Origin of the sequence: Lederbergia wuyishanensis, from assembly GCF_022900255.1 — a bacterium.
GTDB classification, from domain to species: domain Bacteria; phylum Bacillota; class Bacilli; order Bacillales; family Bacillaceae_C; genus Lederbergia; species Lederbergia wuyishanensis.
On the sequence record NZ_JALIRM010000001.1, the window covers coordinates 290,121 to 315,885 of the forward strand.

Here is a 25,765-nt window from a genome sequence, read left to right on the forward strand (position 1 = left end):
TTTCCTGTATCGCAAGCTTAGGCCAATAATATAGTTTTAACTTTATAATCCACGTCAATATGTTTTTATCGAAGAAGGACCTGTATCCTGTTGGCCCGAACTTCAATAAGCAGGCACTTGCGCTTTTCTTACTGCAGGAGGAAACACCTTGAAACTTAGAGAAGATATCCGTAATATTGCCATTATCGCACACGTAGACCACGGGAAAACAACATTAGTTGACCAGCTTTTAAAACAGTCAGGAACATTTAGGTCAAACGAACAAGTGGCAGAACGCGCTATGGATTCTAATGACATTGAAAGAGAGCGCGGAATTACGATCCTAGCAAAGAATACTGCCATTCAATATAAAGATACAAAAATAAATATATTGGATACTCCTGGACACGCCGACTTCGGTGGAGAGGTTGAGCGAATTTTAAAAATGGTTGACGGAGTACTTTTGGTTGTTGATGCTTATGAAGGTTGTATGCCACAAACGCGTTTTGTTTTAAAAAAGGCACTTGAACAGAATTTGACACCTATTGTCGTAGTTAATAAAATTGACCGTGATTTCGCTCGTCCAGAGGAAGTGGTTGATGAAGTACTTGAGCTCTTTATAGAATTGGATGCAAATGATGAACAATTGGAGTTCCCTGTCATTTATGCATCTGGTATTAAAGGAACTGCGAGTAGAGAGATTCAACAACAAGAAAATATGGAAGCATTATACGAAACAATTGTTGATTTTATTCCTGCTCCAGTAGATAACAAAGAAGAACCTTTACAATTCCAAGTTTCTCTACTCGATTATAACGATTATGTAGGAAGAATTGGAATTGGAAGAATTTTTAGAGGGACGATGAAAGTCGGTCAGCAAGTCGCTATTCTTAAACAAGATGGTACAACAAAGCAGTTCCGTGTAACTAAAATGTTTGGCTTTTTTGGCTTAAAAAGAGTTGAGATTAATGAAGCTTATGCTGGTGATCTTATTGCTGTTTCCGGAATGGAGAACATTGATGTTGGGGATACAATTTGTCCTATTGAACACCAAGAAGCCCTTCCTTCTTTACGAATAGATGAGCCTACTTTACAGATGACTTTTTTGGTGAATAACAGTCCATTTGCAGGAAGAGAAGGGAAGTATTTAACTTCAAGAAAAGTTGAAGAGCGTCTTCGCAGTCAACTAGAAACAGATGTAAGTCTTCGTGTAGATAATACAGATTCTCCAGATGCATGGATTGTATCAGGTAGAGGAGAGCTTCATCTTTCCATCCTCATTGAAAATATGAGGCGTGAAGGTTATGAATTGCAAGTATCTAAACCGCAAGTTATTGTAAAAGAAATAGATGGTGTTAAATGTGAACCAGTTGAAAGAGTGCAAATAGATATTCCTGAGGAACATACAGGAAGCATTATTGAATCTCTAGGAACCCGTAAAGGCGAAATGCTTGATATGATTAATAATGGTAATGGACAGGTTCGTTTAGTTTTCCATGTACCAGCTCGCGGGTTAATAGGATATACAACAGAATTTATGACTTTAACTAGAGGTTATGGAATATTGAATCATACCTTTGATAGTTATCAACCAATGCAACAAGGAAAAGTTGGAGGCAGAAGACAAGGCGTTCTCGTTTCCATGGAAACAGGAAAAGCGACTACTTATGGGATCTTGCAAGTAGAGGATCGTGGAACGATTTTTGTAGAGCCAGGAACTGAGATTTATGAAGGTATGATAGTAGGTGAACATACGAGAGAGAATGATATAACAGTAAATATTACAAAAACAAAGCATGCAACGAATGTAAGATCGGCAACGAAAGATCAAACAGCTGTTATTAAAAAACCTCGTCTGATGTCTTTAGAAGAAGCTCTTGAATATTTAAATGATGATGAATATTGTGAAGTAACTCCGGAATCAATTCGTCTTCGTAAAAAAATTCTGGATAAAAATGAACGTGAACGTGTAGCTAAGAAGAAAAAATATGCTGAAATGGAACAATAGATGAAACATTAATCTGCTTTATGTTATGCTATACTCGACCCAAAAGTTTTATGGGTCGAGTTTTTTACAGTAGAAAGAGGTATAAGATAAATGAATATATTGAATTTTGATGGATTTGTTCTTGCTCTTACACGTTCTGATTTAAGAGCTATTGATAACTTTTCGCCTACGTTAAAATTTTTTTACCAACTGACAGACAGTGCACAGACTTCTAATTGGCTACTTTGGTTAACAATTACTGGTTTGGCCATCCTCGTTTATAAGTTAGGCTTTGCTAAGAAATTGCCATTATTGAAATCGGCTATTATTTACTTATTTTTAATCGTTGGTTGCTTGTTTCTAACATTTTTAGCTATATTTCTTCCGATAGCAGAAGGACTGATGGTGGCGGCCCTCATCCTTATTATTTATAAAATAAGATTAAACCGTGAAAGAAAATCCGGAGCATTGGAAAGAAACTAATAAAAAACCCAGAATTTCACTAAGAAATCTGGGTTTTTTATATGATAAGAAAGCTTATTTGACTCAGGCTTACCGCTCCAAGCGCCCTGTTCTAAGTCAAATGACCTGAACAATGAAAGGTGATACTCTTTTAACTGTCCTTTCCTCCAAGCGGGCTCCTTAAGCTTTTCTTTATCGTTTAATTAAAAATCATCATCTTGTTTACTGTAGCTGTATAATTGGAATGCCCCACTTGCTAATCTGGCTTCCGTTTTTACCTTGATTCTATCATGACAGCTTTGACACATATATGTGTGAATGGGTCGATTTCTCAACTTTTTTGCTAAAGTGGAGTCATCTTCTAAATCTGAACGTTGGTCACATAAGATACATTGAACTTTCATTTTAACACCTCTGAAGAATCCTACTTTCATTCTTCACAGTATATCATGTAATGAATTGGTAATTCACTATTTTTTTTCATTAGATTGTTCTTGTTGTTCATTTTCCAGTTGACGATCATTTTTACCATTCATTTGATTTCTTGGCTTTTTTACAGCGTTTTCAGGATTTTTTCCCATTTCAGGAGTTGGGGCATCAGGAATAATTCTACCAACAATGTCTGATAATTCATTCATAATTCCTTGTACTGGCTTTCCAGCTGCCATGTCATTTCTAATTTCTCTCAACCTAGCGTTTATATCTGGATCCGCGACAACCAATGCCCCAGCTCCTTGAGGATCATGTTTCAAACTTTCAGCAACTGAATACTTTATTGTCCCTACTTTTGATCTATCCACGTTAGCGTCAACATCTATACCGACAATTGCGATATTACCAAGCACGACGGCTGTTGCTCCATGTACATTTGGGATTCCAGCAGCAAGATTTGCAAGATGATTAGCTCTTTCATCATCTGTATATTGATTATTTTTATTAATGCTTATATGACTATTTTTTACAGAAACACCTTGAGGCATAACTTCTGAGTCTCGATTGAATTGTGATTGTCCATTATTTTGACTACAGGCAGAGGTAATCAGAATGATGAATATAAAAAATATTGCATTACGCATTAATATCCCTCCAAAAATCACTACTTCTTGACTTATTTTGCTTTTTTCTTCTATCTTTATGCAGACTTTCATATATTTCATAAAATAGAATAATCATCTGTAAGGTTATTTCTCCTGACACCGGGCAGTGTCCGTGAACATAAGATATTAAAAAGGAGCAGGAGGCATCAATTTTGACAAAAATTTATGTAATAGACACAAATGTCTTACTACAGGATCCCAATTCCATTTTTTCCTTTGAGGAACATGATGTCATAATCCCAGCCGTTGTTCTTGAAGAGGTCGATTCTAAAAAACGGTACATGAATGAAATTGGTAGAAATGCAAGACATATTGCGAAATTGATTGACAGCTTCAGAGAAAAAGGCAAGCTCCATGAAAAAATTAAGCTTGAGAATGGGGGGACTCTTCGCATAGAACTGAATCACCGTTCCTTTCAGCAACTTCAAGAAATTTTTATTGAAAAAACGAATGACAATCGCATATTAGCGGTTGCTAAAAATATTGCACTTGAAGAAGAAACAAAGGTAGATGGCAAATCGGTGATCCTTGTTAGTAAGGATGCTCTTTTAAGGGTCAAAGCAGATGCGTTGGGCTTACATGCAGAGGACTTCTTGAACGATCGTGTCGTTGAGATAGATGATATATATACGGGTGTAGCAGAGCATTATATTAGTTTGGATAAAATTGGCCGTTTTTACGAAAAGGGAGAAATTTTATTACATGAAAATAAAGATAAGAAGTACTATCCAAATCAATTTCTAATTATAAGGGATGAACTTGGAAGTTCTGCTTCTGGAATTGGAATAATTGATGCTTCTGGTACAGTTATTAAAAAGTTGATAAATCATAATGATTCAATTTGGGGAATTAAGCCACGGAATGCCCAGCAAACAATGGCAATGGAATTACTAGTTCGAAAAGATATTCAACTTGTAACAATGACAGGAAAAGCAGGGACCGGCAAAACCTTGTTGGCTTTGGCTGCAGGATTAATGCAAACCGAAGATATGCGAATATATAAGAAATTGCTCGTTGCTCGCCCTATCGTTCCAGTAGGAAAGGATATAGGATATTTGCCTGGGGAGAAGAAAGAGAAGTTGCGGCCATGGATGCAGCCTATTTACGATAATCTAGAATTTTTATTTAATACAAAAAAACCTGGAGAAATAGATGCTATTTTGGCAGGAATGAGTTCAATTGAAGTAGAGGCGCTTACGTATATAAGGGGGCGGAGTATCCCTGAGCAATTTATAATAATCAACGAGGCACAAAACTTAACAAAGCACGAGGCGAAAACAATATTAACTAGAGTTGGAGAAGGTAGTAAAATAGTTTTTATGGGGGATCCTGAACAAATTGATCATCCATATTTAGATGAATATAATAATGGATTAACATATGTTTTAGAAAGCTTTAAAAACGAAGCATCTGCAGGACATGTAAAGCTAGTAAAAGGTGAGCGTTCAAGTCTCGCACAACTAGCAGCAGATTTACTTTAAATGAAATTAATTTTAACATAAAGGGTAAAATTGGAATTTTAAACTATAACATTCCGAAGATATAAGAATTCGTCCTTCTCAATATAGCTAGTCTAATCTTCTAAGGGGAAAGATCGCTTTTGGATTTATAAAAACTATGAACTTTACAAAAAAACTAAATGAAAAGATCCATCAGTGATGGATCTTTTTGTGTATTATTCAACTCTGAATGATTTTACACGTTTAATTGGATTTTGTCGATTTGAGCCATCTGGATATAAAATATGAACAGGACCATCTTCTTTTAATGGCTTGCCTTCCTTGGAATACTGAAGGATAAGATTGTAGCCTTCATTTAAAGGTATACTAAAATCTTCAGTTTCCGTTTCAACAACAAGGATATTAGCATCCTCTAATGGCTCTGCATTTTTTAAAAATGGTTCAAATTTAATTCCAAATGTACCTGTTAATACCTTTACCTTCTCAAATTGGCGTTCAGATTTCAAAGTTGGAGGAGATACAGCACCTTCCTTGATGACTCGGTCCCAGTGCTTAGAAACAACTGTTAACTCTTCTTCATCTTTCTCCTCGTGTTTTTCTTCCATAAAATATGTATTTAAGTCAATACGCCGATCGTCAAAAATCCAAACGCCGGCATCAAGAGTAATTGGAAATTTTACTTTTCCCTTAATGGACATTATTGTGTTCATTTTATAACCCCTTTCTCATATTCGTAAATTATAACTTGAAACTTTATAAAATAAAAGTTGTACAACTTTCGATATATGCTTAGATGTTATTCAAAAGATAAAATCTATAGTGGAAACATAAGAAATCCTATGGTGGAATCATATACAAAACGTCTCGTTGTACTTGCTTTTTATATATATTAGATGTAGAATTTACAGATAGGATTGTCTGTTTGTTTCAAGAATGGCAACAATTTAAATGACCTTGATAATAATTGGTACATGCGCTGTTCTAATGATAAGGGGGATTAATGTGGTGTCTGAAATTCAAATTGATCATAGGGAAAAAGCCTATGCACTACTTAAGGCGGACGCTGATAAAATTTTGCGTCTCATTCAAGTGCAAATGGACAATTTAACAATGCCGCAATGCCCTTTATACGAGGAAGTGCTGGACACACAAATGTTTGGTTTATCTCGTGAAATAGATTTTGCTGTTCGTCTTGGTCTAGTTGACCAAAAGGATGGAAAAGAGTTAATGGGTTCACTAGAAAGGCAACTTTCTGCTCTCCATGAAGCATCCTTAAAAAAATAAGGGTTGTACGCAGCAACTAAAATGTATAAAAACTCAAACAGTTTTATTAATTGTTTGGGTTTGTTTTATAATCTGATAATTATAAAGTATTTTTGGTTTTTGTAAAAGCACAAAAACCAAAGCAAGCATTAACCTTATAAGGAAATTTTCGAGCCTTATGAATTTGGTAGTTAGTTTTTTTCTTCTGAATGTTTATTTATGAGGATAATATCATTTTCTTATGATTTATTTTTATAAAAATAGCAGCAAAGTATGAGAAAAAAGCTATATTGAAAAACTCAATCATAGATTGGACGAGTTTTATGTTTAAAAAAATCTTAAAATCCTACGACTATTCTATTATTGCCGTATACATATTGCTATGTTTGTTTGGACTTGTAATGGTTTATAGTTCGAGTATGGTAAGAGCAGTCCAGTATTACGAATGGCCAGCTGACATATTTTATCAAAAGCAAAAGATGAATTTAATATTTGGATTTATCGTTTTTTTGGCTTTTGCTATCTTCCCTTATAAAGCATACCGTAATAAAACTTTTCTAATAATCATGACTGGAATGGCAGTGCTAGGATTATTTGCTGTATCGGTTATAGGGCACACTACGAATAACGCACAAAGTTGGATTAATGTAGGTGCTCGAAAAATACAACCATCTGAATTTGTAAAGCTTAGTGTAATCATTTATCTTTCAGCCGTATATGCAAATAAACAACGTTATATTGATAACTTCAATAAAGGTGTTTTTCCACCGATTTTCTTCCTTTTATTTGTTTGTTTTCTAATTAAGATTGAACCAGATAACGGGACAGCCTTTATTACACTCTTAATAGGCATATCCATAATTCTATGTTCTGGAATGAGTTTTAAATCCATATCTAAATTAATAGCCATTTGTATTACTATCGGGTTAATTTTTTCACCATTTATAGTAATGAAATTTGATAAAATCTTTACTGAAGGAAATAAGGGAAGGATTGTTGGATACCTAGACCCCTTTGGGACTTATCAAAATGAAGGGAATCAGTTGGTCAATTCTTATTTGGCCATTGGTTCTGGAGGAATTAAAGGTCTTGGGTTAGGACAAAGTGTACAAAAACTAGGATATTTGCCCGAACCACATACTGATTTTATTATGGCCATCATCGCTGAGGAACTAGGTGTTTTTGGTGTAGCAATTGTATTGTTAGGGATATCATTTCTTGTATTAAGAGGAATTTATATTGGAATTCGAAGTCGAGATCCATTCGGTAGTATGCTTGCGATTGGAATTGCTTCCATGATAGGTATACAATCTTTTATTAATCTTGGTGGGGTATCAGGGCTAATTCCGATAACCGGAGTAACTCTTCCATTTATTAGTTATGGAGGTTCTTCTATTCTCGTTTTATCAATTGCAATGGGAATACTTACAAATGTATCAATGTTTAAAAATTATGAAGAAAAATACGGGAACAGGAATAATCAACCTCAGGAGACCTTAAGGCCCGTTCAATCAACAATTCAACCAAAATATAATATTCGTAACTAAAGAAAAAAACTTGCTTAACTAAATAGTTTAGCAAGTTTTTTTATGTTACTTTTAATGGATTATTGCTTCAGAAGATTTTACCTTAGATCCAGAAGTGTTTTCAATTGCTTCCTCAACAGTTTTATCTTTGTTTCGGGTTAGCAGCATGAGGAAATAGCTAAGTAATCCGAATAAAAACGATATAAATAGTGCGTGTGCAAGTGCAAAATATATATTTAGACTTGTTATCACGACGATAGCTCCAGCTGCGACTTGCAATGTAACAATGACAAATGCAATTATCCAACCCCAATACATGACTTTTTGATGTTTATAGTGTTTGAGAGAAATCAACATGATATAGGCAATCCAGAGAAAAATGAGTCCGGCAGCAAGACGGTGTCCCATTTGTATCCATTGATACATATTATTAGGAAGCGTAAAACTTCCATTTATACACATTGGCCAATCTCTGCATACTAGACTGGCTTCTGTATGCCTCACAAGAGCTCCAGTATAAACAACAGCATAGCTATATATGGTTACGCCAATAATATGTTTTTTCATTCTTTTATCAATGACTAGTTTATTTGTATCGAACTTCTGATCTACCTCAAATATTAGCAGAGTCAATAAGAAAACAGCTGCGAACGATATGAGTGATATTCCAAAATGGAGTGCCAATACAAATTTTGATTGCGGCCATAGTACAGCAGCAGCTCCTATTAAAGCTTGAAGCAATAAGAAAGAAATTGAAAGAATGGCAAGGGTTTTAGTTTCTTTTTTATGTCCGATGACTTTCCATGACCATATTGCTAGGATCAAGACAAAAATTGCAGCACTCCCAGAGACTAGGCGATGGGCTAATTCAATAATAAGTTCAGATGAGATTTCTTTTGGTAACCATTCCCCGTTACATAGTGGCCAAGATCTTCCGCATCCCATTCCTGAATCTGTTTTTGTCACTAAAGCACCACCGAGTAAAACACCTAGCATTACTAATGTTGTAATGACTGAAAACCATTTTAATTTCCGGTGCAAATTTTCACCTTCTAACTTTTATATAATCATTTTTTCAATTAGTATTAGTAATTCCATTACCGATACTACATAAACATGCGCAAAAAAACAACTGACAATATTGTTACAAAGGATTTTTGCGATTTCGATTACTTGATTAACAGAAAGTTATTTGTTAAAAATGGATACATATAAACTACTTGTCAATATATTGTCATTGTTTGGACATACTCTAATTGCTTGGAACGTACAATGTTGAATTGAAATGTGATTTAATATTTAATTGGGATCGTTATTTTTATCATTGCAATTTTTACATTTTTTTTGCCAAAATATGCTACACTATAAAGGTTAGTCATAAGACTTCATACATAATTTAATTAGTGAACAAATACTGAAATTTCTATGAAAAATGGGAAAAGAAATGAAAAATGCATTATAGTTATGTATGAACCAATTATATTTAGGAAAGGAGGAAGAAGAATGAGTAACAGTCGTATTCTGACATCATTGGAAGAAACATCAAGCCCTCCGAAAATTGGCTTGAAAGATTTTACTGCACTTATTAAAATTGGAATTGTCAATTCTAATTTAATTACTACTTTTACTGGTTTGTGGCTTGCATTTTTATTTACTGGGAATCATTTTCTTCAGTCAATTGATATTGTAATATTTACATTGCTAGGCTCGTCACTCATTATTGCTGGCTCATGTGCTTTGAATAACTTCATAGATAGAGATATCGATCCTATCATGAAGCGTACAAAGAATCGTCCTACAGTAACTGGTAAAATAAGTGGTTCAAAAGTTTTGACACTTGGTTTTACATTCGTTGGTTTAGGATTGATTATGTTATTTATGACAAATATTACCACTGGCATCATAGGAATTATTGGTGTGTTCAGCTATGTTGTATTATACAGTCTTTGGTCAAAGCGGTTGTATGTTAGTAATACAGTAATTGGCAGTATATCCGGAGCAGTTCCTCCTTTAATTGGGTGGGCAGCGGTCGATCCGTCCTTACCGCCGTTGGCATGGATGCTATTTCTACTCATGTTTGTATGGCAACCACCACATTTTTATGCACTGGCTATGAGAAGAGTGGATGAATATAGAGCTGCTTCTATCCCAATGCTTCCAGTTGTTAAGGGATTTACCACAACAAAAAAGCATATCATAATCTGGGTAGCAATGTTATTGCCTATTCCTTTTTTCATGCACTCATTGGGAATACCCTTTATTATTCTAGCAACTATACTGAATGTTGGATGGCTTGCAATTGGAATTAATGGGTATAAAAATAGAGATGATAAAAAATGGGCAACTCGCATGTTCGTTTATTCGATAAACTATTTGACGATTCTGTTTACCGCAATGGTTATCTTATCGGTTTTTTAGGGGAATTCTTTCTTTAATAGAAATCCATATAATAAAGATTTGGTCCTGTGACCACAAAGACACTTAATGAAAGAGGGGTTTAAATTAACTATGAAACAATGGCTGCAAAAAGGGCGTCTATTGTCAGTTTTTGCGATATTAGCGCTTGTTCTTTCTGGTTGCGGCAAGCCTTACCTGTCTGCGCTACAACCGGCAGGTGAAGTTGCAAAACAGCAATACGACCTCATCATGTTTAGTTTAGGCATCATGACATTAGTTATTGTTGTAGTGTGTGTCATTTTCGTATTGGTTATCGTTCGCTTTCGCCGCACAAAAGAAAATGAACATAAAATACCAAAACAAGTTGAAGGAAGTCATACACTAGAAATTGTTTGGACAATTATTCCTATCGTTTTATTATTAATTCTAGCTGTTCCAACTGTTGCTGTAACATTTAGCCAAGGTGATGTATCAGCTATGGATGAGAAAGACGAGGATGGAAATCCAACTGCACTAATAGTGAATGTTCGTGCTCATTTATATTGGTGGGAATTTGAATATCCTGGTTTAGGGATTGTAACAAGCCAAGATCTAGTTATACCTACAGAAGAAAGAGTATATTTTAATTTGACTTCTGCAGATATTAAGCACTCATTTTGGATTCCTCCACTAGGCGGAAAGCTTGATACGAATCCTGATAACATTAATAAATTCTTCCTATCAGTAGACCAAGATAAAGCATCTAAAGCTGGTCAAATTTTTTACGGTAAATGTGCTGAGCTTTGTGGACCTTCCCATGCATACATGGATTTCAAAGTTAAGGCTTTACCTAAAAATGAATTTGATCAATGGGTATCTGACATGAAAGATGCTAAAGCACCTACTCCTTCTACAGAAGTAGCTAGAAAAGGTGAAGAAGTTTTCAACAATAGCTGTCTTCAATGTCACGCAATTGATCCAAGCAATGAAGCACCGGCTGCAACAAGAGTAGCTCCAAATCTTGCAAACTTTGCTGAGAGAGAAAAAATTGCTGGTATCTTAGATCATAATGAAGAAGAATTAAAAAGATGGATTAGAGAATCTGATACGATTAAACCAGGTAACAAAATGCCTGTGTTCTCTAAAGATCAGATCAGTGATGATGACTTAAATGCTCTTGCAGCATACTTAATGGAGCTTAAAGTACAAAATAAATAATAGCTCCGAAATGAAGGAGGTTTAAATGTGAGTAGTATTGCTCAAAAAAGAGGCTTCGGTGCTACAGCTTGGGACTTTATGACAACTGTAGACCATAAGAAGATTGCGATATTATATCTTGCCGCAGGTGGTTTCTTCTTCTTACTTGGTGGAATCGAAGCGATGATAATTCGTATTCAATTGTTTGTTCCAGACAGTGGCTTTGTTAGCGCTGGTTTATTTAACGAAATGCTCACTATGCATGGTGTAACAATGATTTTCCTTGCGGCTATGCCAATACTCATAGGTTTTATGAACTTGGTAATGCCATTACAAATAGGCGCTAGGGACGTTGCATTCCCATTCTTGAACTCATTAGGTTTTTGGTTGTTTTTCTTTGGAGGATTGCTTTTAAACCTTTCTTGGTTCTTAGGTGGAGCACCTGACGCTGGTTGGACATCATATGCTTCTTTATCACTTAATTCTCAAACACATGGGATTGATTTCTACGCATTAGGACTTCAAATATCTGGTTTTGGTACGTTAATGGGAGGTATTAACTTCCTTGTAACAATTATTAACATGCGTGCACCAGGTATGACATATATGCGTATGCCGATGTTCTCTTGGACAACTTTTGTTGCATCAGCATTAATCCTTTTTGCATTCCCGCCACTTACAGTTGGCCTATTCCTTCTTACATTCGATAGAATGTTTGGTGCGAATTTCTTTAATGTAGCAATGGGTGGAAATACAATTATCTGGGAACATTTCTTCTGGATTTTTGGTCACCCTGAAGTATATATTCTAATACTTCCAGCATTCGGATTATTCTCGGAGATTTTCTCAACATTCTCAAGAAAGAGACTGTTCGGATACTCTTCAATGGTATTCGCTACTGTATTAATCGGTTTTCTTGGATTCATGGTGTGGGCTCACCACATGTTTACAGTTGGTCTAGGTAATATTGCAAACGCAATTTTTGCTGTAGCTTCATTTGCAATCGGTGTTCCAACTGGAATTAAGATTTTTAACTGGTTGTTTACGATGTGGGGCGGAAATATTAAGTTTACTACTCCTATGCTTTATGCAGCTGCGTTTATCCCATCTTTTGTAATGGGTGGAGTTACAGGTATCATGGTTGCAACAGCACCCGCTGACTACCAATTCCATGATACATATTTCGTTGTTGCTCACTTCCACTATGTAATAGTTGGTGGTGTTGTGCTAGCTATTTTAGCAGCTACTCATTTCTATTGGCCAAAAGCATTCGGTACAATGTTAAATGAGACGCTTGGAAAGATTACATTTGTATTATTCGTCGTTGGTTTCCATTTAACATTCTTTATTCAACATTTCTTAGGGTTAATGGGTATGCCACGTCGTATTGCTACTTATCTTCCTGGCCAAGGCTTAGATACAGGAAACCTTATTAGTTCCGTTGGAGCAATTTTAATGGCTCTAGGAGTTATTGTTCTGTTAATCAATATTGTGATGACTTCTGTTAAAAATGTTAAAGTTGGGAATGATCCATGGGGAGATGGCAGAACATTAGAATGGGCACTTCCTTCTCCACCACCATTTTATAACTTTAAACAACTACCATTTGTACGTGGTATTGACACTTATTGGATTGAAAAGATGGAAGGTCGAGAAGGAATTACACCTGCTGAACCACTAGGAGAAATTCATATGCCGAACGGTTCTATTCTTCCAGTATTTATCTCTTTTGGTTTCTTCGTTGCAGCATTTGGTTGTATTTATAGAACCGAGCAACCATGGGGTCTTGCAGTGTTAATTATTGGTCTTGTCATTGCATTTGGATCTATGTTGCTTAGATCTTTAAAAGATGATCACGGATTCCATATTCCAAAATCGGAATTAATGGATGATAAGGATAAGGGGGTAAGGGCATAATGCATGTTGAAGAACAATTTACACCAAAAACATGGCCTGAGGCACCCGAAAAAGCAACTTTAGAAGGTAAAAATAAATTTTTGGGTTTTTGGTTCTTCCTTGGAGGAGAAACTGTTCTATTTGCTTCCTTCTTTGCAACATATTTAGCTTTGAAGGATAAAGTACCTAAACAAGGTGATCTTGTTTCAACTGATTTGTTTGAATTACCATTAGCGTTTATAATGACTATGGTCCTTCTTACAAGCTCGATTACAAGTGTATATGCGATGTACCATATGAAGAATTATCATTTCAAGAAAATGCAAGCTTGGTTATTAATTACAGTTCTATTAGGTTTAACCTTCCTTGGATTTGAGATATACGAATTTTATCACTATACTCATGGACTAGGATTTGGCTACACTCATAGTGCATTTAGCTCAGCATTTTATACACTTGTAGGATTCCATGGTGGGCACGTAGTTTTCGGACTCGGTTGGATCACTGCGCTAATGGTGCGAAATTCTAAAAGAGGATTAAGCTTATACAATGCACCTAAGTTTTATATTGCCAGCCTTTACTGGCACTTTATCGACGTTGTATGGGTATTTATTTTCACTGTCGTATATTTAATGGGGATGGTGTGATAAAAAATGGAAAACCAACAAATTAATTCTGGTAATGCCAGAGTAGATTATGAATATCGTCGAAGAAGAAATGCAGAGGAAATGCGTCATCAAGTTATTTCTTTTGCGATCTCCATATTTTTGACATTAGTAGCGTTCGGTGCTGTTTTGGCTGGATTTGATAAATGGTTTGTTATTCCATTTATTTTGTTACTTGCTGTAGTACAGGTTATTTTTCAACTTTATTACTTCATGCATATGAGCAATAAAGGACATGAGGCACCACAGCTGTTTATTTATGGGGGAGTAATTGTTGGGTTTGCAACATTATTGTGCTTCCTAACGATTGTATGGATCTAAATAAAAAGCCAGCCATTTTCGGCTGGCTTTTTATTTTTTGTTAGTAATTAATATTTTTGGGAAATTTTATATGTAAAATATCCGTATAGCTCTATCACCTAGCTAGCATTGCTATTCTTCTATAATTAGTTAACTTGAACAATCTCAAATGACGAGCATATAAGTCAAAATAGGGACTTTTTTTCTAAGAATAAGGAGTTATTACCTTGGTCAAGACCTCCCGTTATTATACATTGTTCATGAACTTGTCAATTGGCTGCGTTGAAGTGGGTGATATAAAAAAGGTATAATGGAGATGGGTTTTAATCCAATTCAACGAGGTGAAAGTGGAATGCCTTTAAGTATTTTTGGATTCCGGGCACTATGGAGTCCTTATTTTATTCTATTTATTGTGCTTTTAACTGTTGGATACTTTTATTTAACAGTTAAGCAGAGGCACAAATTTAAAGATAGTGAACCGCTCAAAAAAAGCCAAGCTATTTTATTTGTACTTTCAATGGTTCTACTCTATGCAACAAAGGGCTCTCCAATAGATTTGCTGGCTCATATAATGTTCACATTCCATATGGTACAAATGGCTTTTTTATATTTAGTTATCCCACCGATCTTCATTGCAAGTATTCCAAATTGGGTATGGGAAAAAATTATTGATTTGCCATTTATTAGAAAAGTATTTAAGTTCTTTACGAAGCCATTGATTGCCTTAGTGCTTTTTAATGGATTGTTCTCTGTTTACCATATTCCTATAATTATGGATGCTGTAAAAATGAATATTCTTTTGCATGCTGTATATACTATTATTTTGTTTATTTTTGCGATTTTCTTATGGTGGCCATTAATAAATAAATTACCAGGTCATCATCAACTTCACGGTCTTAAAAAAATTGGCTATATTATAGGTGATGGAGTTTTGTTAACACCTGCATGCGGGCTTATAATTTTCGCACCTGTAGCAATGTACGCAACTTATACTGATGGTGAAATGTGGTTAAAAGCGATGGCTCTTTGTGTGCCAGGAAGCACTTTGTCAGGATTATCAATTAGTGGTCCAGAACTTTTTACAAATATGCCTGCAAGAGAAGACCAACAACTTGGTGGCGTACTAATGAAAATTATTCAGGAAATTGTCTTGGGCTATATGTTAATTAGAATATTTTTTGAATGGTTTAAAAAGGAACAAGAGGATGCAGAGAAAATTAACGAGGCAGTTTTAGGTCAAAATGGACCTCATCCTATTGAATAAAGATACTATCTAATATTTAGATAGTAAATACATAAACTAGGGGATTGATGTAATAATATGATGGTTCCGTTATTGCCGACTATTAGTACTGCATGTATCGTGATTAGTGCAATACTTGTAGCGATTGGTTGGGGAAAAATTAGAAAACGAGATATTGATGGTCATCAAAAAGTGATGACACTTGCTGCAATTTTTGCTTTAATATTTTTTATAATTTATTCTAGTAGAACAGTTTTTGTTGGAAATACATCTTTTGGTGGGCCAGATGAATATAAAATTTTTTATACAGTATTTTTAATTTTTCATGTTACACTTGCTACCATTGGTGCGGTATTAGGAATAATTTCTTTAGTTACTGGATTTAAAGATAAACTATCAATTCATAGGAAACTTGGACCTATCACGAGCATCGTTTGGTTTTGTACAGGCTTTACCGGTGTAATTGTTTATTTATTGCTTTATGTTATTTATAAAGGCGGTACGACTACTTCTCTTATTAAAGCAATATTAGGATTTTAGAGTATAAAAAGGACGCTGTTTTTGAGCGTCCTTTTATATTTGCTTAATAACTTGATTGGTACGGGAAATTTAACATAATTAGATTTTAAAATTTAGTTTTATTAATCCCGCTTCTTTGGCAGATTTAAATACGATAAGTAGAGTTGGACCAATAATTAATCCTAATACACCAAGCAATTTTAAACCGAGGAACATGGAAATTAATGTGGCCAAAGGCGAAAGTCCCATATGTTGCCCCATCACTTTTGGTTCGACTGTTCTTCGGATGATGAGCAATATGACAGCTAATATAGCTAGTTTTGTTCCTAACGCGATATTGCCAGTGAAAAAATGATATAGTGACCATGGAGCTAAAATGACGATTGAACCAATAATAGGTATTAAATCAATGATCCAAATAACAAGTGTCATTATTATTGCAACCTTGGGTGCAATAATTATTAATCCAATAAATGCAGCTAGCATAATTATTAGGCTGACGAGAAACTGCGCCTTAAAAAATCCGAAAATAACAGAAGATAAACGCGAAGACATGAATTTAACCTTTTCGGAGGTTTTTTCAGTCATGTAATTGTAAATACTAGCCCTCAGTCTCGGGAGATCAATCATGAACATAAATAAAGCTATTAAATACACTAGGAAGCTGACTAAATAATTTGGGATATAAGACAGTAATGCACTTATATTTTCAATTTTGACATACTGTTTTAAGCTCAACATAAACGATTCTAAAAAGTTATTTACTTCATCCGTAATAGCTGTTACGATTTCATCCGGAAAATCTTGTGCAGCATTACTGAAATATTCTTCATAATGTTTCCACATAATGCTCAATTCATGAATATAACCCGGCGCATCCTCGACTAATTTGATTCCTTGTGAAATTGCTTTTGTTATGATGAAAAATATGGCAAATGCAAGTAATAGTGTAAAAATGGTAAATACGATAACAATGGATAATTGCCGCTTTAGTCTTAATTTGGATTGTACGAATTTAACAGCAGGTTCTAGCATCAATGCAGTGATTAAGGCAATGATTAAAGGAATGGAAATAGGTAATATGTAATAAAAAAACAACGCTATTAAAATAAGAAGAAAAATGGCTATAAAAATGACTTTTTTTGACAATCCGGACAATATATTACCCCTTCCCGTTACAAGTTCTTCCATTCATTATAAGTGGTAAATGGAAAAATTAACAATAATATAACAAAAAAGAGCACGAATATAAAATTCATGCTCTTATAACCTATATGACATTATTCTGCAAATACCTTTGCTTCTTCATATATTGATGACAACATTTTGTTGCATTGCTTTACAAGGTGTTCTGGGAAGAATTCATCTTCACCATATTCAATGCCATGAGGATAGTAGTACTTTCCTAAGTATGGAGTCATTAATTGAATATAGGCATCATACGATCCTACATCTCCTTCTGTTGCATAACCTTGAATGCGCAAATAGTAGATTCCCTCTTTAATTTGGAATTTATAATCGTATGTAACTCTTTCGTAATCCCATTGGCCAGCTCTAACCATTCCATTATGTTCCATTACTTGGTCCAAGCGATTTAAATCTACTGTTAATGTTTCAATACCTGTATTTTCAAATTTCATTTATTTATTCCCTCCTTAATCGATAAACGACGGTTCTAACTATTTGCTTTTAATTCCTCACGTCTAATAATAGTCGAAAATGAACGATGATGCAACGAAATGGAGTTATTGATTATTACCTTATTTTTATGTTGTTATTAAACGAAAAATATAGTAAATGCATAGATTTTTCTTGATTTGGTGAATATACAAATGGTGCGTTTCACCTAGAAAAAATAACAATTTTACAGGAGGATTTTGAAAAGATGACACAAATTCGAGATATTATGACTAAAGAAGTTCAAACCTGTTCGTTAAATGACAATGTATACGAAGTAGCTGTTAAAATGAAAGAAGACGATGTTGGTGTGATACCGATTGTAAATAATGATAAGCTTGTTGGCGTTATTACGGACCGAGATATTGTTCTTCGTTGTATTGCAGAAAAAAATCCTCCTTCTTCCAAAGTAGAAGAAATTATGAGTAGTCATCTTGTAACGGTAACCCCTGATACAACGACTCAAGAAGCAGCAGGAATCATGGCAAAAGAGCAAATTAGGCGCTTGCCAGTAGTGGAAAATGGAAAATTAGTAGGTATTGTAGCACTGGCTGATTTTGCTGTTAGAGATTTAACGGACAATCAAGCGAAAGTAGCATTATCAGAAATATCTGAGCCTGATGAAAACCAAGCGTATCATTAAGCGTTAAACCCTGAATTTTCAGGGTTTTTTTATGTAATGAATATGGTACGTGATAGATAAAATGTTATAATGATGAAAAGTGGTTATATCCTACAGCATCACCATAATAAACCAACAATGATATTACGAAAGGAGGGAGTGTACTGCGAACATTATTTCGTGCAATGGTTATTTCTGCAATCATATTTTTTATAATGATTTATTTCTATTCTGATTCTGGAACAAATGAACCTCTGAAAGATTACGCTAACCCTCCGAAAGTTGATCATTTAATTAATGATAAAAAAATGGATGATACAAATCGTCCAAAAGAAGGTTTATCTGTTTATATTGGAAAGCCGTCGACGAAATTAATAGATGATTATGGAGAACCTCAAAGAAAAGATCCATCTGTATATGGATATGAATGGTGGATCTATAAAAATTTTACTGGAACTTATATGCAGGTGGGTGTTTATAAAGACTCAGTTGTAACAGTATATGCAATAGGGAATCAGTTAAATGTATCACCTTACTTAATCGGCGAGTCAATTGAAGACATTTATCGTACTACTTATCTTGAAACTGAAATTATGATATCCGAAGATAAAGGTACTTATCGATTTGAGCTTTCAGAAGAAGATTTAAATATACGCCCTCTTGTCCAATTAGGAGATATTTTCGCACAGTTGTCTATCGATAAATATACAGGAACTCTTTCGAGCATTCGATTTTTCGATAAGAAAACATTGATTACCCAGCAGCCATATGAATTGACATATAGAGGAGATTTAATTACTCCATCGGAAATTGATGAAGAACAGTGGAGAGAAATAGAAAAAGGAAGCGAACAGCAAATTTTCGATATTACGAATGTTATTCGAAACCGTTTTGGTTTAGATGAGCTTAAATGGGATGATCAAGTAGCACAAGTTGCGTATGAACATAGCAAGGATATGTTTGAAAATGATTATTTTTCTCATGATTCTCCAACCTTTGGAACACTTTCTGACAGATTGGAAACGAATAATATTGAATATCTTTCGGCTGCCGAAAATATTGCTTCCGATTATATAGATGGTCCAGCTGCAGTTGAAGGATGGTTAAATTCTGAAGGACATCGAAAAGCACTATTAGATGGAAATTATTCCACTCTAGGTGTTGGGGTGTATGAGAAATTTTATACCCAAAATTTCATACAAATTGAGTAATGTAAAGACCTTTATTAGGTCTTTTTCTTATAGATGTAATCACCATTATCACCTATTACCCATAATCTGCATATAAGGATAAATGAAATAAAGAGGTGACATAGATGGCGAGTAAAAGTCTACATCCGTCTGTAGAACAATTTAAGTCTTTTGTAAAAGAACATCCTAAACTTTTACAGTCAGTCAGGAAGCAAGAGTATACATGGCAGGAATTATATGAAGATTGGTTTTTACTCGGAGCGGATGATCCAAAATGGTCAAAGTTTAAGGACAATAATACCGTACAGGCTGTAACTGAAAATAAAACTGAACAAAAAAATTGGGTAAATCATATTACAGGAATGATAAAAAATATGGATGCAAATCAAGTTCAGAATCATATCAATCAATTGAGCCAAGCAATTGGCGCAATTCAAGGTGTGATCAATCAATTTCAAGCTAGTAATCCGCCGCCAATCAATCCACCATCTGCCAACCACAATCCTTTTGCATTTAAAAAAGACTAATAATAATATCTAAATTTAGAAAATGTCAAAAGCCGGCTTTTTTCCGGCAAAAAGGAAGGTTGGCAACTCTTTTTATTAGTATAAAATGATTGTGACTTCGAAATACTTATCTTATTTTTATAATACTACTGTAAAACAACAATGTTTGAGAAGAGCAAAATAAATAAAGGGGTTGAAAGGTAGTGCGACAAGAAGTATTAGAATATATCCAATCAAAAAACGAGTTAAAACAATTTCTTCGGGAACAACCATATTGGTATCGAAAACTTGCAAGGGAACCAGAAACGTTAGAACAGTTTGAAATTGCCTCATTACATTATTTTAAAAGGACTATTCCTCATCAAGTAGAAAAATTCTCAAATGGATTACAAATGGCTTCGTTAATGATGGGAATGTTACAAACATTAAAAGCAAACTAAATCTTTTTCGTATGAACCTCATTCTTTAGTGAAAACTAAGAAAGAGGAGTGATGTAAGTTGAAAAAAATGATGGTTTGCTTATTTCTTTTTGTTCTGATTACTGGATGTAAACATAAACTTCCTGAGCCAGAGTCTTTCGTGGCGAAGGCATCTGACCATATTAAAAGACCACAAATCATGGATGTTCGTTATATTATTGATGGTAGCAACATTAAAATTGAATGCATCGTTTCGGGAGTATCATTTGTTAATAATGACAAACATAATCACGGGAAAATAATAGTTTACTTAGATGGAAAAAAACGTGGAGAATATTCTACCCCAGCATTTATAATAAAAAACGTAAGTTCAGGAACTCATAAGTTAAAAATAGAAGTTGTTAAACCTAATAACGAGTCATACGGTATAAATCACCAATTTATGGTTACAATCAAATAATACATGTCGCACCGATAATAAAAACATGATAAAATAACGATTGGAGGTGGGCTAATGCTTGCTACAATCGAAAGTGTCAAAATAATTGAAAAAGCAGAGTTAATCGCAGAGCTTGTAATTGCTTCAGAAATAGCTGACAAGTACAGAGTTTCTTATCATAAATTAATGAACGACAAAGCAACAAAAAAGAAAATTGTTGAGTTTACCAAGATGAAGGAATTATATGCTGATGTCCAGAGATTTGGCCGTTATCATCCTGACTATAAAGAGATTATGATTAAAACTCGAGAGCTAAAAAGGGAAATGGATCTCGATGAAAACGTAGCGAATTTTCGTAGAGCCGAAATGGAGCTACAAACATTATTGGATGAAATTAGTCTTATCATTGGAAGATCAGTATCTGAACATATTAAAGTGCCGACAGGGAACCCGTTTTTTGATTCGGGATCTTCGTGCGGCGGCGGTTGCGGGAGTGGAGGAGCCTGCGGTTGTTCTGCATAATGATGGAAGATAAAAAGGGGAAAGAATATGTTTAATGGAAGACAGGGATTGATTGTTTGGCTTTTTAGCTTAAAGAATTCAAAGGCACTAAGAAGATTTGGAAATGTTCATTATATTTCGAAAAGAATGAAATACGTAGTGCTTTATTGTGCGCAAGAAGAAGCTGAAACATTAGCTGATAAATTATCTTCGATGCCATTTGTTAAAAAAGTAGAACTCTCCTATAAGCCATTTTTAAAGACTGAGTTCGAAAATGCAAAACCGGATAAAGCAAAGGAATATGATTATCGGCTAGGGATCTAAATATTGACAAAGGCTGCCAAAAACTTATTAGGTAGCCTTTTTATCATGATGCTACATATTAGGAGTTATATCATTGAAAAATGTAATATTCTTTTTTATTACTTTAGTATGCTTAATTGGAGGCTTGCTTCTTTATCAGTGGGTTGGATATTCAACACACAAAGAAGAAGCTGTACAAAATATACAGCAAACGATTCAGATTAAACATACAAAAGACAGATTTCAAATTGAACAAACTATAACAGGTATTGAAGGTAAAAAATATACAATTAAAGTTCCAAAAGGTACAAGAGATATTTATTGTATTAATAATGATAAAAATGAATGCAATGTTTCAGCGGCAAATAAGATTGTTTTAGATGCTGGGTATGTTACGTTTTCTTACGAAATGTCAATTAGTCAAGATGCGAAAAGCCTTTTATTAGAAAATTATAGTTTTAAACTCCAAGATATTGAAATCGCCTCAACAAAAGTGCAAATAAGTGATTCTATATGGAGAAAAGGAAATTGGATCAGTTCATCTGAAAATACCAATATGAGAAAAATGGATTTAGTAGATTATTATGTAATTGAAAATAAAGGAACTGAACCTCTGCTGTATTGGCAAACTGAGCCCCTTAGTCGGATAGAAGTAAATAAGAAACTCATTATCTACGCAAATTCAAAAATTGATTATGACTTATTAAAAAACGAAGAAAAACTACCTATTCAAAACGAAGGCGAAGTTATTCACATTGTGCTGTCAAACATTCATGAAGAAGTGGAGAAAGATAATTTCCTTATATTAAGTGCAAAAAAACAACAACATGAGGTCCGTGAGAGGTTTACAAATGCATTCATTCATTCATTCTTTAAAAATTCTTCTGATTTTGCTTTGGTGACAGATCTAATTTCGTCTATCATCTTAAATAAAGCAATAGGTGATTCAAAATCTAGAAAAATGTATGAAGAATTGACGGACAAGATTACTAGCGAACAGCTAAACAGCTGGAAAGATAAAGTATTTAATTTACCCAGTCATAAAATAAGTCAAAATAAGCTTGATAAATTGTTAGAAGAAGTGACTGGTTTTAAGTCATCATTTTTTACAGAAAATGCTTCAAATGAAGAAACAGTTATCCCTTTATCATTTTTTGATAAGAGAGAATTGAATATCATGGACAAAAAGATAGAAGATGTCAAGATCATTCATGAAAAAGGGAAAATAATGATCGAGTTTGTTCCCTTGTTAAAAGAATTACAATTTGACGTGATGGAAGAGGATAATGATGTATTTAGAGCTGAAAAGGGAGCAATTAAATACAGATTTTATCCAAATAAAAGAATTTTTGAACTAAATGAGCAAAAATATGGTATGTCTCATGCTCCAGTTGTTGATATAGGTGGGCATTCTTTTATTCCAATAAATTTAGTTAATACACTTTTAAATGTAAAAATAACCGAGAGTGAAACAAAAATCGAGATTCGTTAATATATTTAATAAGTGATTTCGTTTCTTATCTACATTTGAAAACAAGCTTTTTAGGTTCCATATTTTCTTAGTAAAATAAAAAAAAACCTGCATCTCCATGCAGGGTCCTTCTATTTCCGAAAAAAACGGATAGAAGGCAAAGGGAGAGGAGAAACCGGAGGAAGAACTTAAGGGGAACGTAAGTCTTCTCCGCGGTTGGCAACAACATCATAGGATGTTGTTAAGGTCATTATCGCCTTATTGGAAATTTTTATACCCTTTTTCGGATAGCAGGAATGTTCATTTTAATTGGAATGCTAAATTGAATTGTGATAGGATGTAAAGGAAAAATCTATTACAAATTGGTGACGATATGAGAGTGATTTCAGGAACATGTAAAGGTCGACCGTTAAAAGCCGTTCGAGGCAATGAAACTAGACCGACTACTGATAAAGTTAAGGAAACGATGTTTAATGTTATTGGCCCATATTTTTCTGGAGGAAAAGGCCTTGATTTATTTGCTGGAAGTGGCGGTCTAGGAATTGAGGCGCTGAGTAGGGGACTGGATCATGTGATTTTTGTTGATAGAGATGCAAATGCAATCCAAACGATCTACCATAACTTAGCGCTTTGCAATATGGAAGAAAAATCAGAAGTTTTTAGAAATAGTGCGGAACGTGCACTTAAAGCAATCTTAAAAAGGAAATTACAATTTGACTTAATTTTTTTAGACCCGCCATATCAGAAACAAAAGTTAGAAGAATTACTGAATTTTATTGAGAGCAAGAATCTTATTGCTCCTAGTGGAATAATCATTTGTGAACATAGTACAGATGTCGAATTACCTCATAAAATAGGTCACTTGGAACAAGCAAAAAAAGGTGACTACGGAAGTATCGGATTAACATTCTTTCATCGTATTGAGAATGAGAAGGGGGTCTAATGATGGCCAATATAGCGGTATGCCCAGGTAGTTTTGACCCAGTAACATTAGGACATCTGGATATAATTCGTCGTGGTGCTAATGTGTTTGATGAAGTTTTTGTTGTTGTGCTTAACAATTCAGCAAAAAAAGCATTATTTACTGTTGAGGAAAGAATGAACTTACTTAAAGAAGTTACGAAAGATATGCCGAATGTAAAAGTCGACTCGTTTGGCGGATTGCTTATTGATTATGCGGAAAGTGTAAATGCGAAAGCGATAATACGGGGGTTGAGGGCAGTATCTGACTTTGAGTATGAAATGCAAATCACGTCAATGAATAGAGTGCTAAATGAAAAAATCGAAACATTTTTTATTATGACGAATAACCAATATTCATTTTTGAGTTCGAGTATTGTAAAAGAAGTAGCCAAATACAATGGCAATATTTCTGAACTTGTTCCAAAAGAAGTGGAATTGGCATTAGTTAAAAAATTTTCTTAGAAAAGGAAAGTGGATTCTACATATTAGCAGAATCCACTTTTTTATAAAATAAATATATATATAGTATAAGCGATAATATAGTAATAAGGGGGCCAACTAATACAAATATTTTCAATGTATTTTCCCACCATAAGTCGTGCTCTTGAAGCATTACGGGTATTGCATTATTTCCTGATACAATATGAAATTTTTCCGAAAAAGGCTTCCATAGCAAAAAGGTGATAACAGCAGCAAGGAAACCATGGAGAATTCTTGCCAAAAAAAACGGTTTAAATTTAATGTCTGTTTCGGCTAAAATGCTTGCGACTTGGGCTTGTACGCTAAAACCGCTAAAACCTAAAATAAAGCTTGTAATGATTGCTTGCTGCATTAAGGTTGCCTCGTTCACCTTACTCGCCATTTGGCTCCCCAATGTTATTTCAAAAACTCCCGCAATAATTGGTACACCTAATTCTTTCGGCAAATGGAACGCGCTTAATACAAATTCTGTCAAACTAGCAAGTACGAGAGTAATATTTAGTTGATAAAGTAATTTATTTAGGACGGAAAATAGAATAATAAACCCGCCGATCATCAACAATGTTTGAACAGAAGAGACGACAGCGTCGCCAAGTAATTTACCTATCGGCTTTTTGTTTTTCAGTCTTGTTTGATGGAGGGCAGATAATGCTTGTGAAATAATCCTCCATGGTGAACGGTATTGTTTGTACCTTACATTTTCTTTTTCTCCATAAAATCTCATGCATATTCCTACTAAAAAATTGCCTAAATAATGAGCAATCGCCAATAGAATTCCTAATCGTGGGTTTAAGAAAAAACCTACAGAAACAGCACCAAAAATAAAAAGCGGGCTAGATGAATTGGTAAAAGAAACTAATCGTTCTGCTTCGGATTTAGACAATTGTTTTTCCTGCCTAAGTCTGGCGCTTAATTTCGCTCCAGCTGGGAAACCAGTCGCCATTCCCATTGCCCAAGCAAAACCACCTACACCCGGAACTCTGAATAGTGGTCTCATAAAAGGTTCTAAGAGTACCCCCATAAATTTTACTACTCCAAACCCGATTAATAACTCCGAAATAACAAAGAAAGGAAACAAAGATGGGAAAACAATTTTCCACCACATATTTAATCCACGTAATGATGCTTCAAAGGATTCTTCGGGGAAAAGAATCATAGAGCATGCCATAATTGTAACTCCAGATGCCAGTAAAATAGTTTTAATTTTTGAAAAATTCAATGACT

Annotated in this window: 29 protein-coding genes; 22 read left to right on the forward strand and 7 right to left on the reverse strand. The window is 34.5% G+C overall.

Annotation, left to right across the window (positions count from 1 at the left end):
- Positions 1 to 148: 148 nt before the first annotated feature.
- Positions 149 to 1,987: a translational GTPase TypA gene (gene typA / locus MT489_RS01525; protein ID WP_244679744.1), complete on the forward strand. Its 1,839-nt coding sequence runs from the start codon at positions 149 to 151 to the stop codon at positions 1,985 to 1,987.
- Positions 1,988 to 2,077: 90 nt separating this feature from the next.
- Positions 2,078 to 2,449 (forward strand): YlaH-like family protein, encoded by a 372-nt coding sequence (locus MT489_RS01530; RefSeq protein ID WP_244679745.1) that lies wholly within the window; start codon positions 2,078 to 2,080, stop codon positions 2,447 to 2,449.
- 182 nt (positions 2,450 to 2,631) lie between these two features.
- On the opposite strand, the gene MT489_RS01535 is transcribed toward MT489_RS01530, so the two are convergent.
- The gene (locus tag MT489_RS01535; protein WP_244679746.1) at positions 2,632 to 2,832 is read right to left on the reverse strand and encodes a YlaI family protein; all 201 of its coding nucleotides are present in this window, start codon (positions 2,830 to 2,832) and stop codon (positions 2,632 to 2,634) included.
- Between the two features lie 66 nt (positions 2,833 to 2,898).
- Positions 2,899 to 3,504, reverse strand: coding sequence for a YhcN/YlaJ family sporulation lipoprotein (locus MT489_RS01540; protein ID WP_244679747.1), 606 nt, complete (start codon positions 3,502 to 3,504; stop codon positions 2,899 to 2,901).
- 173 nt (positions 3,505 to 3,677) lie between these two features.
- On the opposite strand from MT489_RS01540, the gene MT489_RS01545 reads away from it, so the two are divergent.
- Entirely contained in the window at positions 3,678 to 5,006 is a 1,329-nt protein-coding gene (locus MT489_RS01545; RefSeq protein ID WP_280518462.1) for a PhoH family protein, read from the forward strand.
- Positions 5,007 to 5,200: 194 nt separating this feature from the next.
- On the opposite strand, the gene MT489_RS01550 is transcribed toward MT489_RS01545, so the two are convergent.
- The gene (locus tag MT489_RS01550; RefSeq protein ID WP_244679748.1) at positions 5,201 to 5,695 is read right to left on the reverse strand and encodes a peptidyl-prolyl cis-trans isomerase; all 495 of its coding nucleotides are present in this window, start codon (positions 5,693 to 5,695) and stop codon (positions 5,201 to 5,203) included.
- A gap of 292 nt (positions 5,696 to 5,987) precedes the next feature.
- Here MT489_RS01550 and MT489_RS01555 point away from each other — a divergent pair, with 292 nt between their 5' ends.
- The gene (locus MT489_RS01555) at positions 5,988 to 6,269 is read left to right on the forward strand and encodes an Fpa/YlaN family protein (RefSeq protein WP_244679749.1); all 282 of its coding nucleotides are present in this window, start codon (positions 5,988 to 5,990) and stop codon (positions 6,267 to 6,269) included.
- Between the two features lie 302 nt (positions 6,270 to 6,571).
- On the forward strand, positions 6,572 to 7,795 hold the full coding sequence (locus MT489_RS01560; protein WP_244679750.1) for an FtsW/RodA/SpoVE family cell cycle protein: 1,224 nt from the start codon (positions 6,572 to 6,574) through the stop codon (positions 7,793 to 7,795).
- A gap of 51 nt (positions 7,796 to 7,846) precedes the next feature.
- Here the strand turns inward: MT489_RS01560 and MT489_RS01565 are convergent, their stop codons facing one another.
- Entirely contained in the window at positions 7,847 to 8,815 is a 969-nt protein-coding gene (locus tag MT489_RS01565) for a COX15/CtaA family protein (protein WP_244679751.1), read from the reverse strand.
- Between the two features lie 462 nt (positions 8,816 to 9,277).
- Between MT489_RS01565 and cyoE the strand changes: the two genes are divergently transcribed.
- The 7 genes from cyoE (at position 9,278) to MT489_RS01600 (ending at position 15,991) form a co-directional block, all read left to right on the forward strand.
- Entirely contained in the window at positions 9,278 to 10,192 is a 915-nt protein-coding gene (cyoE, locus tag MT489_RS01570) for a heme o synthase (RefSeq protein ID WP_244679752.1), read from the forward strand.
- A gap of 90 nt (positions 10,193 to 10,282) precedes the next feature.
- Positions 10,283 to 11,368: a cytochrome c oxidase subunit II gene (coxB, locus tag MT489_RS01575; protein ID WP_244679753.1), complete on the forward strand. Its 1,086-nt coding sequence runs from the start codon at positions 10,283 to 10,285 to the stop codon at positions 11,366 to 11,368.
- Between the two features lie 27 nt (positions 11,369 to 11,395).
- Positions 11,396 to 13,264, forward strand: coding sequence for a cytochrome c oxidase subunit I (locus MT489_RS01580; RefSeq protein ID WP_244679754.1), 1,869 nt, complete (start codon positions 11,396 to 11,398; stop codon positions 13,262 to 13,264).
- Positions 13,264 to 13,890: a cytochrome (ubi)quinol oxidase subunit III gene (locus MT489_RS01585; protein WP_244679755.1), complete on the forward strand. Its 627-nt coding sequence runs from the start codon at positions 13,264 to 13,266 to the stop codon at positions 13,888 to 13,890. The genes MT489_RS01580 and MT489_RS01585 overlap by 1 nt, the downstream gene beginning before the upstream one ends.
- A 6-nt stretch (positions 13,891 to 13,896) precedes the next feature.
- Positions 13,897 to 14,229 carry a cytochrome c oxidase subunit IVB gene (gene ctaF / locus MT489_RS01590; protein ID WP_244679756.1) on the forward strand — a complete coding sequence of 111 codons (333 nt, stop codon included), beginning with the start codon at positions 13,897 to 13,899 and terminating at the stop codon, positions 14,227 to 14,229.
- Between the two features lie 331 nt (positions 14,230 to 14,560).
- Positions 14,561 to 15,472 carry a cytochrome c oxidase assembly factor CtaG gene (gene ctaG / locus MT489_RS01595; protein WP_244679757.1) on the forward strand — a complete coding sequence of 304 codons (912 nt, stop codon included), beginning with the start codon at positions 14,561 to 14,563 and terminating at the stop codon, positions 15,470 to 15,472.
- A 57-nt stretch (positions 15,473 to 15,529) separates the two neighbouring features.
- On the forward strand, positions 15,530 to 15,991 hold the full coding sequence (locus MT489_RS01600) for a DUF420 domain-containing protein (protein WP_244679758.1): 462 nt from the start codon (positions 15,530 to 15,532) through the stop codon (positions 15,989 to 15,991).
- Between the two features lie 78 nt (positions 15,992 to 16,069).
- Here MT489_RS01600 and ytvI read toward each other — a convergent pair whose 3' ends face one another.
- Together ytvI and MT489_RS01610 are read right to left on the reverse strand one after the other, a co-directional pair.
- Positions 16,070 to 17,128: a sporulation integral membrane protein YtvI gene (gene ytvI / locus MT489_RS01605; protein ID WP_244679759.1), complete on the reverse strand. Its 1,059-nt coding sequence runs from the start codon at positions 17,126 to 17,128 to the stop codon at positions 16,070 to 16,072.
- Positions 17,129 to 17,250: 122 nt separating this feature from the next.
- Complete coding sequence (locus tag MT489_RS01610) at positions 17,251 to 17,610, reverse strand: YugN family protein (protein ID WP_244679760.1); 360 nt, start codon at positions 17,608 to 17,610, stop codon at positions 17,251 to 17,253.
- Between the two features lie 245 nt (positions 17,611 to 17,855).
- On the opposite strand from MT489_RS01610, the gene MT489_RS01615 reads away from it, so the two are divergent.
- The 10 genes from MT489_RS01615 to coaD all read left to right on the forward strand — a co-directional run bounded on the left by MT489_RS01615 (position 17,856) and on the right by coaD (position 24,523).
- The gene (locus MT489_RS01615) at positions 17,856 to 18,290 is read left to right on the forward strand and encodes a CBS domain-containing protein (RefSeq protein ID WP_244679761.1); all 435 of its coding nucleotides are present in this window, start codon (positions 17,856 to 17,858) and stop codon (positions 18,288 to 18,290) included.
- Between the two features lie 194 nt (positions 18,291 to 18,484).
- Positions 18,485 to 19,480: a CAP domain-containing protein gene (locus MT489_RS01620; RefSeq protein WP_244679762.1), complete on the forward strand. Its 996-nt coding sequence runs from the start codon at positions 18,485 to 18,487 to the stop codon at positions 19,478 to 19,480.
- Between the two features lie 104 nt (positions 19,481 to 19,584).
- Positions 19,585 to 19,986: a YlbD family protein gene (locus tag MT489_RS01625; protein ID WP_244679763.1), complete on the forward strand. Its 402-nt coding sequence runs from the start codon at positions 19,585 to 19,587 to the stop codon at positions 19,984 to 19,986.
- A 182-nt stretch (positions 19,987 to 20,168) separates the two neighbouring features.
- Positions 20,169 to 20,405, forward strand: a complete 237-nt coding sequence (locus tag MT489_RS01630) for a YlbE-like family protein (protein ID WP_244679764.1) — start codon at positions 20,169 to 20,171, stop codon at positions 20,403 to 20,405.
- Positions 20,406 to 20,463: 58 nt separating this feature from the next.
- Positions 20,464 to 20,844: a hypothetical protein gene (locus MT489_RS01635; RefSeq protein WP_244679765.1), complete on the forward strand. Its 381-nt coding sequence runs from the start codon at positions 20,464 to 20,466 to the stop codon at positions 20,842 to 20,844.
- A 54-nt stretch (positions 20,845 to 20,898) separates the two neighbouring features.
- On the forward strand, positions 20,899 to 21,345 hold the full coding sequence (locus MT489_RS01640) for a YlbF/YmcA family competence regulator (protein WP_244679766.1): 447 nt from the start codon (positions 20,899 to 20,901) through the stop codon (positions 21,343 to 21,345).
- A 27-nt stretch (positions 21,346 to 21,372) separates the two neighbouring features.
- Complete coding sequence (locus tag MT489_RS01645) at positions 21,373 to 21,648, forward strand: YlbG family protein (protein ID WP_244679767.1); 276 nt, start codon at positions 21,373 to 21,375, stop codon at positions 21,646 to 21,648.
- 73 nt (positions 21,649 to 21,721) lie between these two features.
- Positions 21,722 to 23,119 (forward strand): stalk domain-containing protein, encoded by a 1,398-nt coding sequence (locus tag MT489_RS01650; RefSeq protein ID WP_244679768.1) that lies wholly within the window; start codon positions 21,722 to 21,724, stop codon positions 23,117 to 23,119.
- Positions 23,120 to 23,471: 352 nt separating this feature from the next.
- The gene (gene rsmD / locus MT489_RS01655) at positions 23,472 to 24,041 is read left to right on the forward strand and encodes a 16S rRNA (guanine(966)-N(2))-methyltransferase RsmD (protein WP_244679769.1); all 570 of its coding nucleotides are present in this window, start codon (positions 23,472 to 23,474) and stop codon (positions 24,039 to 24,041) included.
- A gap of 2 nt (positions 24,042 to 24,043) precedes the next feature.
- Entirely contained in the window at positions 24,044 to 24,523 is a 480-nt protein-coding gene (gene coaD / locus MT489_RS01660) for a pantetheine-phosphate adenylyltransferase (protein ID WP_244679770.1), read from the forward strand.
- 16 nt (positions 24,524 to 24,539) lie between these two features.
- On the opposite strand, the gene ylbJ is transcribed toward coaD, so the two are convergent.
- Complete coding sequence (gene ylbJ / locus MT489_RS01665; protein ID WP_244679771.1) at positions 24,540 to 25,760, reverse strand: sporulation integral membrane protein YlbJ; 1,221 nt, start codon at positions 25,758 to 25,760, stop codon at positions 24,540 to 24,542.
- Positions 25,761 to 25,765 lie beyond the last annotated feature (5 nt).

Bases quoted from the DNA above. Each gene is read 5' to 3' on its own strand.
- MT489_RS01560 (WP_244679750.1), top strand. From the start codon at position 6,572: ATGTTTAAAAAAATCTTAAAATCCTACGACTATTCTATTATTGCCGTA.
- MT489_RS01550 (WP_244679748.1), bottom strand. From the start codon at position 5,695: ATGAACACAATAATGTCCATTAAGGGAAAAGTAAAATTTCCAATTACT.
- rsmD (WP_244679769.1), top strand. From the start codon at position 23,472: ATGAGAGTGATTTCAGGAACATGTAAAGGTCGACCGTTAAAAGCCGTT.
- MT489_RS01540 (WP_244679747.1), bottom strand. From the start codon at position 3,504: ATGCGTAATGCAATATTTTTTATATTCATCATTCTGATTACCTCTGCC.
- MT489_RS01610 (WP_244679760.1), bottom strand. From the start codon at position 17,610: ATGAAATTTGAAAATACAGGTATTGAAACATTAACAGTAGATTTAAAT.
- ctaF (WP_244679756.1), top strand. From the start codon at position 13,897: ATGGAAAACCAACAAATTAATTCTGGTAATGCCAGAGTAGATTATGAA.
- MT489_RS01640 (WP_244679766.1), top strand. From the start codon at position 20,899: ATGCTTGCTACAATCGAAAGTGTCAAAATAATTGAAAAAGCAGAGTTA.
- coxB (WP_244679753.1), top strand. From the start codon at position 10,283: ATGAAACAATGGCTGCAAAAAGGGCGTCTATTGTCAGTTTTTGCGATA.
- MT489_RS01530 (WP_244679745.1), top strand. From the start codon at position 2,078: ATGAATATATTGAATTTTGATGGATTTGTTCTTGCTCTTACACGTTCT.
- MT489_RS01535 (WP_244679746.1), bottom strand. From the start codon at position 2,832: ATGAAAGTTCAATGTATCTTATGTGACCAACGTTCAGATTTAGAAGAT.
- MT489_RS01600 (WP_244679758.1), top strand. From the start codon at position 15,530: ATGATGGTTCCGTTATTGCCGACTATTAGTACTGCATGTATCGTGATT.
- MT489_RS01645 (WP_244679767.1), top strand. From the start codon at position 21,373: ATGTTTAATGGAAGACAGGGATTGATTGTTTGGCTTTTTAGCTTAAAG.
- MT489_RS01585 (WP_244679755.1), top strand. From the start codon at position 13,264: ATGCATGTTGAAGAACAATTTACACCAAAAACATGGCCTGAGGCACCC.
- MT489_RS01615 (WP_244679761.1), top strand. From the start codon at position 17,856: ATGACACAAATTCGAGATATTATGACTAAAGAAGTTCAAACCTGTTCG.
- MT489_RS01620 (WP_244679762.1), top strand. From the start codon at position 18,485: ATGATTTATTTCTATTCTGATTCTGGAACAAATGAACCTCTGAAAGAT.
- cyoE (WP_244679752.1), top strand. From the start codon at position 9,278: ATGAGTAACAGTCGTATTCTGACATCATTGGAAGAAACATCAAGCCCT.
- coaD (WP_244679770.1), top strand. From the start codon at position 24,044: ATGGCCAATATAGCGGTATGCCCAGGTAGTTTTGACCCAGTAACATTA.
- ctaG (WP_244679757.1), top strand. From the start codon at position 14,561: ATGCCTTTAAGTATTTTTGGATTCCGGGCACTATGGAGTCCTTATTTT.
- MT489_RS01625 (WP_244679763.1), top strand. From the start codon at position 19,585: ATGGCGAGTAAAAGTCTACATCCGTCTGTAGAACAATTTAAGTCTTTT.